General features: G+C 65.1%; 9 protein-coding genes. 6 read left to right on the top strand and 3 right to left on the bottom strand.

Annotated features, from left to right (window positions below):
• Nucleotides 1-35: 35 nt before the first annotated feature.
• The 4 genes from COCCU_RS03895 (at nt 36) to COCCU_RS03880 (ending at nt 4,327) form a co-directional block, all read left to right on the top strand.
• Nucleotides 36-344, top strand: coding sequence for a chorismate mutase (locus tag COCCU_RS03895; protein ID WP_156230310.1), 309 nt, complete (start codon nt 36-38; stop codon nt 342-344).
• A gap of 146 nt (nt 345-490) precedes the next feature.
• A complete protein-coding gene (pgi, locus tag COCCU_RS03890) occupies nt 491-2,128 on the top strand; it encodes a glucose-6-phosphate isomerase (protein ID WP_156230309.1) in 1,638 nt (545 codons plus the stop codon).
• Nucleotides 2,129-2,175: 47 nt separating this feature from the next.
• Entirely contained in the window at nt 2,176-3,663 is a 1,488-nt protein-coding gene (locus COCCU_RS03885; protein ID WP_156230308.1) for a glutamate-cysteine ligase family protein, read from the top strand.
• A 52-nt stretch (nt 3,664-3,715) separates the two neighbouring features.
• Nucleotides 3,716-4,327 carry a hypothetical protein gene (locus COCCU_RS03880; RefSeq protein WP_156230307.1) on the top strand — a complete coding sequence of 204 codons (612 nt, stop codon included), beginning with the start codon at nt 3,716-3,718 and terminating at the stop codon, nt 4,325-4,327.
• 76 nt (nt 4,328-4,403) lie between these two features.
• Here COCCU_RS03880 and COCCU_RS03875 read toward each other — a convergent pair whose 3' ends face one another.
• A complete protein-coding gene (locus COCCU_RS03875; RefSeq protein ID WP_156230306.1) occupies nt 4,404-4,817 on the bottom strand; it encodes a YccF domain-containing protein in 414 nt (137 codons plus the stop codon).
• 45 nt (nt 4,818-4,862) lie between these two features.
• On the opposite strand from COCCU_RS03875, the gene COCCU_RS03870 reads away from it, so the two are divergent.
• Both COCCU_RS03870 and COCCU_RS03865 read left to right on the top strand, forming a co-directional pair.
• Nucleotides 4,863-6,095, top strand: coding sequence for an MFS transporter (locus tag COCCU_RS03870; RefSeq protein ID WP_231598852.1), 1,233 nt, complete (start codon nt 4,863-4,865; stop codon nt 6,093-6,095).
• 28 nt (nt 6,096-6,123) lie between these two features.
• On the top strand, nt 6,124-6,687 hold the full coding sequence (locus tag COCCU_RS03865) for a DUF1707 SHOCT-like domain-containing protein (protein WP_156230305.1): 564 nt from the start codon (nt 6,124-6,126) through the stop codon (nt 6,685-6,687).
• A gap of 12 nt (nt 6,688-6,699) precedes the next feature.
• On the opposite strand, the gene COCCU_RS03860 is transcribed toward COCCU_RS03865, so the two are convergent.
• Together COCCU_RS03860 and COCCU_RS03855 are read right to left on the bottom strand one after the other, a co-directional pair.
• Complete coding sequence (locus COCCU_RS03860; protein ID WP_156230304.1) at nt 6,700-7,521, bottom strand: DNA-formamidopyrimidine glycosylase family protein; 822 nt, start codon at nt 7,519-7,521, stop codon at nt 6,700-6,702.
• Between the two features lie 189 nt (nt 7,522-7,710).
• Complete coding sequence (locus COCCU_RS03855; RefSeq protein ID WP_156230303.1) at nt 7,711-12,543, bottom strand: DEAD/DEAH box helicase; 4,833 nt, start codon at nt 12,541-12,543, stop codon at nt 7,711-7,713.
• Nucleotides 12,544-12,550 lie beyond the last annotated feature (7 nt).

Raw genomic sequence — 12,550 nt, 5'->3', positions numbered from 1 at the left:
ACTGCTTCCCCACGGGCGCATGGCACAATGAGAACATGAGCGAAGCAGCTGATGACAACTTCGAGATCCGCACCCCCACCGGCACCGATGACCCGCTTTCGGATGCGGAGATCCAGAAGTACCGTGAGGAGATCAACCGTCTCGACGACCAGTTGTTGGAGATCGTGAAACGCCGCACCACCATCTCCAAGGCAGTCGGTAAAACCCGCATGGGTTCCGGCGGCACCCGCCTGGTACACACCCGCGAAGTCGCCATCATCAACCGCTTCCGCGAGGAGATCGGCGAGGAGGGCCCGGCGCTGGCCGCGGTACTGCTGCGCATGGGTCGTGGCCGACTGGGCTGAGCTACGCCCCTTTCCCCACACTCCCTGCCACCGGCTCGACAAGGGGGGTGACCCCTGAATGGTGTTTCCTCAGCGAGAGGGTCCGTTCTTCACTACATTCGTGAAAGGAACGATCCAATTAACCGCAGTCACCAGGAGCCGACAACATGGCCGACATCACCAACTCGGAAGAGTGGAAGAACCTCGAGTCCCTCTATGAGCAGAAGCAGACGCTGACTCTCCGGGAACTTTTTGCCGCAGACCCGGAGCGCGCCGGGAAGTTCACCTTCGACGCCGCCGGTCTGCATGTTGATCTCTCCAAGAACCTCATCGACGAGGACACGCATGCCGCCCTGGTGGCACTCGCCCGGGAGGCTGGTCTCCGGGCCAAGATCGAGGCCATGTTCACCGGCCTGCACCTCAACAACACCGAGGACCGGGCGGTGCTGCACACCGCCCTGCGGTTGCCGGTGGAGAAGGATCTCAGGGTCGACGGCCAGGATGTGGCCGCCGATGTGCATGAGGTGCTGGGCCGGATGCGTGACTTCGCCTCCGCCCTACGTTCCGGTGCGTGGCTGGGACACACCGGCCGCACCATCAAGAAGATCGTCAACATCGGCATCGGCGGTTCCGACCTGGGCCCGGCGATGGCCACTCAGGCGTTGCGTTCCTACGCCACCGCCGGCATCACCGCCGAGTTCGTCTCCAATGTGGACCCGGCCGACATGAGTGCCACCCTGGAAAAGCTGGACCCGGAGTCCACCCTCTTCATCATCGCCTCCAAGACCTTCACCACCCAGGAGACCCTCGCCAACGCCGCCGCCGCCAAGCGCTGGCTGCTGGAGGCTTTCGAGGACGATGAATCGGCCGTCGCAAAGCATTTCGTGGCGGTGTCCACGAACGCCGACAAGGTCGCCGAGTTCGGCATCGACACCGCCAACATGTTCGGCTTCTGGGACTGGGTGGGGGGCCGCTATTCGGTGGACTCCGCCGTCGGTCTTTCCCTGATGTCCGTGATCGGGCCGATGGACTTCATGCGTTTCCTCGCTGGTTTCCGCGCCATGGACGAGCACTTCCGCAACACCGACTTCGAGGAGAACATCCCCACCCTGATGGCTCTGCTGGGGGTCTGGTACTCCACCTTCGGTGACGCCCAGACCCACGCGGTGCTGCCCTACTCACAGGACCTGGCGCGTTTTCCCGCCTACCTGCAGCAGCTGACCATGGAATCCAACGGCAAGTCGGTGCGTCGTGATGGCACCCCGGTAGATTACAACACCGGTGAGGTCTACTGGGGTGAGCCGGGCACCAACGGCCAGCACGCCTTCTACCAGCTGATCCACCAAGGCACCCGTCAGGTGCCGGTTGATTTCATCGGTTTCGTCAACCCCCAGCAGGACCTGCCCACCGCTGATGGCAGCGGCTCCATGCACGATCTGCTGATGGGAAATCTCTTCGCCCAGGCGAAGGTGCTGGCCTTCGGCAAGAACGCCGAAGAGATCGCCGCTGAGAGTGTCGAGGAGAAGCTGATCAACCACAAGGTCATGCCAGGTAACAACCCCTCCACCACCATCCTGGCGGAGGAACTGACCCCGGCGGTGCTGGGTGCCCTGATTTCCCTCTATGAGCACATCACCTTCGTGCAGGGGGTCATCTGGGACCTCAACTCCTTCGACCAGTGGGGTGTGGAACTGGGTAAGGGCCAGGCCAAGTCCCTGGCCCCGGCGGTCAGCGGTGAGGTGCCGGTGGATTCCGGTGACTCCTCCACCGATGCGCTGATCAACTGGTACCGGGACCGTAAATAATCCCCTATTGGTGCACATGAGCGGGGGAAATGTGCTTTGCTCAAGGCATGGGCGACGCCATCTCATCAGAGAATTACACCCCGCAGCAGCGGACCCGTTACCGTGCACATCTGGGCCAGGACCTGGAGATCTTCGATCGTCATCTGCAGCGGGCGGAGTTCGAGGACCGGAGCTCCATCGGCCTGGAACTCGAACTGAACCTGGTCGACGAGAATTTCCAGCCCGCACCGCTCAACCGACAGGTGCTGGCCAACCTCGGCGAGGAGTACCAGTCCGAGCTGGGCAGCTATAATGTCGAGCTCAACCACCCCCCGCTGAGCCTGGCCGGGGCCGGCCTGCGCGAGCTGCACCAGGGCGTGGAGAAGCGGCTCGCTGAGGTTCGGGAGGCAGCGGAGAAGGTTGGGGCGCAGGTCGCCATGATCGGCACCCTGCCCACCCTGGACACCGACTTCCTGGAGTCCCCGGAGTGGATGACCCCCGAGAACCGCTACCGGGCACTCAACAACACCATCATGAACGCCCGGGGTGAGCTGGTGCGGGTGGATCTCGCCGACCGCGAACATCTGGTCCACAACTTCGCCAGCATCGCCACCGAATCGGCCTGCACCTCCATGCAGCTGCACCTCCAGTTGGCGCCGAATAAATTCGCCGCCGCCTGGAACGCCTCCCAGGCGATCGCCGGGGCCCAGGTGGCACTCAGCGGCAACTCCCCACTCTTCCTGGGGTGGAAACTATGGCAGGAGAGCCGGATCCCGGTGTTCCGCCAATCCATTGACACCCGCACCCCGGAGCTGGTCGCCCAGGGGGTACGCCCCCGGGTGTGGTTCGGGGAACGGTGGATCACCAGCATCTTCGATCTCTTTGAGGAGAATGTGCGCTATTTCTCCCCGCTCCTGCCCGAACCGCGTGAGTTCTCCGGCACCCCCGTCATGCAGGGCAAGAATCCGGGGCTGCATTATCTGAACCTGCACAATGGCACGGTCTGGCGGTGGAACCGACCCATCTACGCCCCCGGCAAAGATCTCTCCCACCTGCGGGTGGAGAACCGGATCCTGCCCGCCGGCCCCTCCGTCACCGACCTCATCGCAGACGCCGCCTTCTACTATGGCCTGGTCAAATACCTCGCCGAGGCGACCCGCCCGGTGTGGTCCCGGTTGACCTTCGAGGATGCGGAACGGAATTTCTTCGCCGGGGCACGCAATGGGCTGCACGCCCGGATGCAGTGGCCCACCCAGGGTCAGGTTGATGTCACCGACCTGATCGAGGACACCCTGATTCCCATGGCCAGGGAGGGGCTCCGTGCCCTGGAGGTGGATGAGGACCTGATCGACACCTACCTTGAGGTCATCGAGGGCCGGGCCGAAACCCGACAGAACGGTGCCACCTGGCAGCTACGCACCCTCGACCTGCTGGAACCGCATGGCACCCGGCCGGAATCCCCTGAACGCAAGGCCGCCCTGGCAGAAATGCTGCGCCTCTACATCCGACACCAGGCCAGCGGCGAACCGGTTCACACCTGGGAGGTGGGGGCTTAAAGCCCTACAATGTGGGGGATCAACCACCCCCAGCAAAAGGAGCAGGCCCAGGATGAACGACCGCAGGGATGGTTTCCACAACCAGGGGTTCGGATCCTCGGATAACCCCAATGAGGAGACCCGCTATATCGGCCGGGTCGGGGATCACCAGGATCCTCAGGGGAGCCAGAGTTCGGAGCAACCGACCCAGTACTTCCCGCCCCAGCAGCCCGAACCCACGCAGCACCAGGGTGCGCCGCAGGGGTACGGACCCCAGCAGGGTTATGGGAATCAGTACCAGCAGCCGGAGTACCAGGAAGAACCTCCCAGAAAGGGTGGTCTGCCCTGGGGTTGGATCATCGGTTGCCTGATTCTGCTTCTGCTGATCATCGGCGTGTTCGGGTTCCTCTTCACCTCCGGAGGCTCAGAGGATGAGACCCCCACCCCGGTGACGGAGACCCGGACCGTGGAGCAGACCACCACCGTCACCGCGACTCCGACCCCGACGCCCACTCCGGAGCCTTCCGCCCCGCAGCTTCCCACCGAGCTGCCCTCTGAGATTCCCACGGAGCTGCCCCCGGAAATCTCGGATCTGACCAGCAACCTGCCGACAATCAACCCGGAGGAGATCCTGCCGGAGTTCGATCTCAATGAGTTGAACCTGGATGAGCTGCTGAACCGCTAGCTGGCGGTGATCTCCCTGTCCCTCCTGGTGAAGGAGATTCTAACGGGGTGAAGAGAGCCCCGGGGAGATAAACCCCCTAGAACTTCACCATCGGTTCCCAGCCGTAGGGGATCCGGTCGGAGTCGACCACCTGGCGGCCGAAGGGGAAGCAGGTCACGGGGATCATCTTGATATTGGCGATGGCCAGGGGAATGCCGATGATGGTGATCGCCTGGGCCGCGGCGGTGGTGACATGCCCCAGCGCCAGCCATATCCCGGCGATCAGGAACCAGATGGCATTGCCGATGGTGGAGAAACCACCCGGCCCTCCGACCGGCTGCACCACTGCCCGACCGAAAGGCCAGAGCGCATAGTTCGCCATTCGGAAGGAAGCCACCCCGGCGGGGATGGTGATGATGAGCAGGCAGGCCAGCACCCCGAAGAAGAAATAACCGATGGCCAGCCACAGTCCGGCGAAGAGGAACCAGATCAGGTTCAGAATTGTCTGCATGGCCCCAAATGTAGATCATCCGGGCGGGGAGTATCCTCTGTTGCTGTGTCTCTCCTGCATCCGGCCGCCCATTACCCACGGTTGACGGCGCTGGTCGCGATTCTGCTGACCTCGCTGAATCTGCGTACCGCGATCACGGCCCTGTCCCCGCTGGTCCCCCGGATCCAGGAGTCCCTGGGTTTCGGGGCCGGGGTGGTGGGTGTGCTGGGCATGATCCCCACCGCCATGTTCGCGATCAGTGCCTTCGCAACTCCGGGTCTGATGCGCCGGTTGACCACTTCCCAGGTGATGCTGGGCGCGATGCTGTTCACCGCTGCCGGTCAGGTGCTGCGTGTGCTGGGTGATTCCACGGCGCTGCTGCTGGCGGGTTCTGTGGTGGCGCTCTTTGCGATCGGGGTGACCAACACGGCTCTGCCGGTGGCGGTGCGGGAGTACTTCCCCAACCGGGTCTCGGAGATCTCGATCAGTTTCCTGGTGAGCAGCCAGGTCTTCACTGCGGCTGCCCCACTTTTCGCGGAACCGCTGGCCCGGTGGGCGGAGCAGCACGGTTTAGGCGGATGGCAGTTCTCGCTGGGTTCCTGGGCGGTGCTGGGCCTGGTGGCGGCGATCACCTGGCTGCCCCTGTTGACCCGGCCCGGTGAGAACCCGGAGGTCAAGATCCCTTCCATGCAGATGCGGTTGCCGGTGTGGCGGACCCCGGTGGGTTGGGGTCTGGCGGTGATGTTCGGTTTCACCTCCTTTGTGACTTATTCAGTCATGACCTTCCTGCCGCAGCTTTTCGTCGAAGCTGGGGCCACACCACAGTTCGGTGCCCTGATGTTGTCCTATTGGACGCTGTTGGGGTTGCCGCTGAATGTGATCGGCCCGTGGCTGGTGGGACGGTTCCAGCGGATCTATCCGGCGGTGTTGGTGGCCTGTGGACTGCTGATCATCGGCAATCTGGGGTTGGCCTTCGCCCCACTGAGCGCCCCCTGGGTGTGGACCACCCTGTCCGGGCTGGGCCCCCTGGCTTTCCCCATGGCGTTGACCTTGTTGAACACCAGGGCGCGGAGCACCCCGGGTGCCACCGCACTCAGTGCCTTCGGGCAGGGCATGGGTTATACCCTGGCGAGTTTCGGCCCGCTGTTGGTGGGGTTCATCCACGGGATCAGCGGTGATTTCCGCTTGACGGTGTGGGTGTTGGTGGCTGGCACCGTGATGGTCTCGATCGGCGCCTGGTTTGTCACCCGGGATGTCTTCATGGAGGATCAGCTTCCCGCTGCCGGATCCCCCGCCTGAGCCGTCGCTGCGCCCTAGACTAGGCGGCATGGACGAGAACTTCCGCTTGAGCGATAATGACCGCCTCCACGCACTGCAGTCGCTGGGTAGCCATTATGCGGATGGCCGGCTGGACAGCCAGGAGTTCGATGAACGCACCGGGCTCGCCGCGCAGGCCCGGACGGTGGCGGATCTCAGACCTGCCTTTGAGGGGCTACCCGGCGGGCTGCCCTTGCAGGTCGGGGAACAGGGGGTTCTGGTTCCGGTGACGTTGAACCAGCCCGCGGTGCCCCGGATTTCCGATGAACTGGCGGAGATGGAGGAGCTCAAGGATCTCAAACGCCGGGGCAAGAAGATGGAGGCCCTGAACGGTGTCATCTTCGGTGTCACCCTGGTGGCCTTTTTGATTCTGCAGTTCGTGATCGGGGTGGGCTGGGCCTGGGTGGTGTGGCCATCCCTGGCACTGACCATGACCATTCCCCGGTTGATGCTGCGTTATAGCGATGATGATGAAAAAACCTATGAGGAACTGAAGAAGGTGGAGACGGAGGCCCGGAAGGAAAGGATCCACCGTGCCGCGCAGCGGATGCGGGAACTCGAGGAAGATCGCTGAGCGGGCCGGTGATTAAAGAGGCTGGCAGCGGGGGCACCACCAGATGACCCGTTCCAGTTCATTCTCCCGCCCACCCAGGTCTGCCCCACCGAGCATGTCTTTGGTGATCAGGGTGCCGCAACGTCGGCAGGGTTTCCGGTTCCGACCGAAGACATAGCTGTTTTCCCCGGCGCGTCTGATCCCCGTGGTCACCCGGACCGGGGATGTTCTATTGGCCCACATCAGGCGGCGGGTGATGTCCAGGATGTGCTCCACATCCACTTCAGCGACCGGGGTGGCGGGGTGGACCCCGGCTATGAAGCAGATCTCCGCCCGGTATTCATTGCCCACCCCGGCCAGGTTCTGCTGGTCCAGCAGGGCGGTGCCGATGGGTCGGCCGGGGTCGGCGAGCAGCCGGGTGCGGGCGATGTCCGCGCCGTCGATAAGCCAGTCCTCGGCGAGGACATCCGGGCCCAGGTAGCCCATCTTCTCGGGGTAGAGGTTGGTGGGGAAGATCCTCACCAGGCCCAGGGAGTGTCCGACCACCTCGATGGGGCGGGGATGGGGATCCCCGACCAGGTGGAGCACCACCCTGGCGGTGTGGCCGGGTTTGCGCCAGCGGTCGCCTTTGAGGTGCATGGCCCAGCTGCCCTCCATTTTCAGGTGGGTGTGCAGGATCTCCCGGCCGAACTGCATGAAGAGGTGTTTGCCGTGTGGCCAGATTGCGGTGACCTCCCGGCCGCTGAAGTCAGCCAGGGCGTAGGAGGGCACGCGGAGCTGGGTGGCCAGTACTTCCCGGCCGACCATGAATTGGAGGCGGTGGGAAAGCTGGTGGACGGAATCTCCCTCTGGCATGACGATGAGGATATCCCCCCTCACGATCCGAGGTCTAACCCGCTCGTTGCTTCCCCGGTCGAGGTTCCCGAGGTGACACACCATCCTCGACTTCCAGCAGGCGGGGAAGACCCTGGATCCGGTGGGGCTCACCCCCCGGAAACAAAGCCTATCCAAGTTGGCGGTTAGCGCAATCTAATAAGCTTATTCTTATTGAACCTGGGGTTCATCGTCGATTTCTTCCAGGGCCTGCGCCATGCTCCTACCCCGGCGGGGACCCGCCACCACCGGCCGCCCACCGATCCGGATTCCCTGGGGCGTGAGCCCCGCCCCGGCACGGCGGAAGCTCTCCAACAGGGGATGCTCCAGCGCCGGGGTCCCGTTGATCTTCTCCACCACCACCCGGGACATGGCATTGCGGGCACTGGCCTCGCTGATGGCGTGCACCACCAGGCCCAGCAGCTGCTCCTCCCCCGCCGGGATCCCCTCCGGGAGGTGTTCGAGGAAGAGACTGAGGCTGCGTCCCCCGCGGGTCAGGTGCGCCAGCAGCAGCCCATCAACCAGGATCACACTGGCCCCGGCCGCCCGGGAAGGCCCCTTCTCCGGCCAGGGCAGGGCAGCACCATAGGGGTTGGCGGGGTCGGCGGCGGCAATCAGGTGGATCGCCGGATCGTCGGTGCCGGAGGGCCAGCCCTCCAGATCTGGGGTGTCCGCCATGCCACGCAGCCGGTCGATCACCGCCGGGGTGGAGAACTGGGCGGCACCCAGGCCCTCAATGAGATAACCGCGCATGGCCTTGCCATTTTCCTCAAAACGGGAGAGCACCTTATAGGCCAGGGCGAAACCACCCAGCACATCCTCAGCCACCACACTGCCCCGGGTGAGCACCCCATAGCGGTCCAACCAGGCCTCACCGTGAGCCACCGAACGGGAGGTGGCATCGGCGGCCGCCGGAACCGCCAGCGCCCAGCGCCCCGCCATATCCGGGGGGCTTATCGACGCCGCGCGGGTGGCCTGGGCGAAACTGGTCCGCCCCATGCGCAGCCGGGAACGGGTGGGGCGTCGGGCAGCACGGTGCGCGGTACTCCCCCCGGCCAGGCGTGCCCGGATGGGGGCGAAACTGTCCGGGGCAACCAACCCGGCCTCCACCAGACCCCAGATCGCCTCGCGCAGCTCTTCCGGGGCGACCTGCCCACCGATCAACCCCAGGTCCTCACCGGTGGCCTCCACGAGGATCTCCGGGAAGTGGAAACCACCACCCCGGCCCAGCACCCCCAGCACCGATTCCTGCAGCGCACTCAACCCCACCTCGGGCTGTTCCGGGGCGAGCTGGGCGGCATAGTCGGCGGGCAGCAGCATCAACCAGGGATCCCGGGCCCCGGCTGAACCCGCACCCAAGATCAACACCTCACCGGAAGCGGTCAGCTCATCCAACTGCTCCGGGGAATAATTACCCACCCGGGAGGGCAGCACCAGGGTTTCCCAGGCGGAAGCCGGCAGGCGCACCCCCGCCAGCTGCTCAATCACCGCGAACACCCCATCCGCCCCGGACAGTGCGGGCCGCGTGCCCACCGGGGCCAGCTGCTGCCATTCGGGGAGGAAACGGGCGAAGGAGGTCTGGGACACCGGCTGTGACTCTTTCCGGGCCGCAGCCAGACTCCGGGAACGGATGATGCGCAGCACCTCGGTGGCGCAGTACTCCTGCTCATCCACCCCCTGGCGGTAGCGGCCCTCCACCACCGAACCCTGCCTGATCTGCACCTGCAGGGCGGCATGCGCGGCACTGGCACCCAACCCGAAGGACTCCGCCAGATCCCGCAGAGTGAAAGGCCCCCGGGTCCGGACGAAACGCCCCACCAGCTGATCCAGGGCATCCAGGACAGTGGCCACCTGGGCAGCCACCCCGGGTGGGACCGGCACCCCCAGGGCGTCGCGAAGCAGCGGAGCATCCAGGGTCTGGGCCAGATGCTCACGGCCGTTGATCCGCACCTGCATCACCCGGTCCCCCAGCTGAGCCAGCGCCGCCTCCCGGGGCCCCGGAAACGTGCAGTGCAACCCGAGTTCCTCCACCGGGACCGGACCCAGGATCCGCAGCACATCCGCCAACTCCTCCGGATCACGGGCCCGCCGCCCCTCATGGGTGCGTTGCAGCTGGGTGTGCACCTCCTCAATGATCTCCGGGTCCAGCAGCTCCCGCAGCTCCACCTCACCCAACAACTTCGCCAACAACGAAGGATCCAGGGCCAGGGCCGCAGCCCGTTTCTCCGCCAGAGGGGAATCCCCCTCATACATGAAGGCCCCCGTGTAATTGAAGAGCAGGGACACCGCGAAAGGACTGGGCTGCTCCACCGTGACCTCGGCGATCCGCACCCGACGATGCCCCAGATCCCGACACAGCTGCGTCAGAGCCGGCAGATCATAGACATCCTGCAGACACTCCCGCACCGTCTCCAGGATGATCGGGAAACTCGGGTACTTCCGGGCCACATCCAACAACTGGGCCGCCCGCTGACGCTGCTGCCACAACGGCGCCCGCTTCCCTGGATTCCGGCGCGGCAACAACAGACCACGGGCCGCACACTCCCGGAAGCGGGAAGCGAACAACGCCGAATTACCCACCTGGGCAGTCACCAGATCCCCAATCTCATCCGCATCCACCAGGAACAGGGCAGCCGAAGGCTCCTCCTCCCCCTCCGGCAGCCGCAGCACAATGCCATCATCACCAGCCACCGCCTGCGCATCCATCCCGGTACGTTCCGCCACCAGCGCCCCCACCGCCAACGCCCAGGCAGCATTGACCCCACGGCCATAAGGGGAATGCAACACCACCCGCCAATCCCCCAGCTCATCCCGGAAACGCTCCAACACCAGCGTCTTCTCATCCGGCACCAGGCCGGTGGACTCCGCCTGCTCCACCAGATAACGCAGCAGATTGTCCCGTGCGAAAACATCCAGCCCCAGATCATCCAGGCGTGCCGGATCCGCATGCACCTCCCGCCGGAACGCCCCCAACGCCTGACCCAACTCAGCCGGACGGCCCGCCGCATCACCCGTCCAAAAAGGCAACCGGCCGGTATGCCCCGGCGCCGGGGTGACAATCACCTGATCCCGGGTGATGTCCTCAATCCGCCAACTCGACGCCCCCAGGGTGAACACATCACCCACCCGGGACTCATAAACCATCTCCTCATCCAACTCACCCACCCGACGCGGCGCGCCCTCCCCACCAGCCAGGAACACCCCGAACATGCCCCGATCCGGGATCGTGCCACCACTGGTCACCGCCACCCGCTGTGCCCCCGGACGGGCACTCATCATGCCGGAAACCCGGTCAAAGACAATCCGGGGCCGCAACTCCGCAAAATCCGTCGAAGGGTACACCCCGGCCGCCAGATCAATCACCGCATCAAAAACATCCCGCGGCAACTCCCGATAAGGCCGGGCCCGCCGCACCGTGGCATACCACTCCTCCACATCGATATCCTCCACCGCCACCGCAGCCACCGTCTGCTGCAAGAGCACATCCAACGGATTCCGAGGCACCTTCAGCTCCTCGATCATCCCCTGCCGCATCCGGTCCACCGTCACCGCGGACTGCACCAGATCCGAACGATGCTTCGGATAGAAGGAACCCACCGACACCTGCCCCACCGAGTGCCCGGCGCGCCCCACCCGCTGCAGACCAGAAGCCACCGAAGGCGGGGACTCCACCTGCAACACCAGATCCACCGCCCCCATGTCAATGCCCAGCTCCAGGGAAGAGGTGGCCACCACCGCCTTCAACGCCCCCTCCTTCAGCAGCTGCTCCGTCATCGCTCGCTCATCCTTGGACACCGAACCATGGTGGGCCCGGGCGATCACCGCCGGGGCCTGACCCGCCACCCCGCTCTGCGCCATCAGCTGGGCCGGGTCGCGCCGGGTGGGTGGGGAGAGGGTTTCCGGGGCGAATTCCTCGGCGTAGAGCTCATTGAGTCGGCTGGTCAGGCGTTCCGCGGTGCGGCGTGAGTTGACGAAGATGAGGGTGGAGTTGGCTGCCATCACCTCGCGGTAGAGCTCGGTCTCGATGAAGGGCCAGATTGATTTCTGGGTGGGCAGGGCAGATTCGCTGACCTCCCTGGGTTCAATCGCCGCAGCCCGTTCCCGGGCCTCCTCCTCGGCGGGACTCGGGCCACCCAGTCCCAGGGGGTCATCGACCACGAATTCACCGATGGTGGAGCCCTGTTCCGGGGTCGGCAGATCCGACATATCCGGCACCGGGACATGGACATCAAGCTGCCACTGCTTCTCGATCGGAGGTGAGATGATTTCCACCGGGCGGTCCCCGCCGAGGAAACCGGCCACGGTCTCCAGGGGACGGACGGTGGCGGAGAGCCCGATGCGCTGGACGTGGGTGGGGGTGTCCGGGTCCGCCGCGGCCGCGGCCCGGCGCCGCAGCCGCTCCAGCCGTTCCAGGCTCAAGGCCAGGTGGGCGCCGCGTTTGGTGCCGGCCAGGGCGTGGATCTCATCGATGATGATGGTGTCCACATTGCGCAGTGTGGCCGCCGCCTTGGAGGTCAGCATCAGGTAGGCCGACTCCGGGGTGGTGATCAGGATGTCCGGTGGGTTGCGCAGCTGGCGGTTGCGTTCCGCGGCCGGGGTGTCACCGGAACGCACCGCCACCGAGATGGTGGGCATGTCCAGGCCCAGGCGTTCCGCCACCCGGGAGATGCCGGTCAGTGGGGCACGGAGGTTATTTTCCACATCCACCCCCAGTGCCTTCAGCGGGGAGATGTAGAGGACCTTGACGGTTTTCCCCTTCACCGGGGCAGCTGGTGCCCCTGCCACCGGAATGACGGTCTGACCACTGGGTTCCACCAGTGAATTCAGGGCCCAGAGGAAGGCTGCCAGGGTTTTACCGGAACCGGTGGGGGCGACCACCAGAGCGTTGTCCCCGGCGGAGATCTTCTCCCAGGCCTGCTCCTGGACAGCGGTGGGACGAGCGAAAACTTCCTGGAACCAGGTGGCTACCTGGGGGCGAAAACGCTCAAGGATGTTATTGGCCATGCCCCAC

Origin of the sequence: Corynebacterium occultum (assembly GCF_009734425.1) — a bacterium.
Taxonomy (GTDB): Bacteria; Actinomycetota; Actinomycetes; order Mycobacteriales; family Mycobacteriaceae; genus Corynebacterium; species Corynebacterium occultum.
This window is presented reverse-complemented; position numbering and strand designations above follow the sequence as displayed.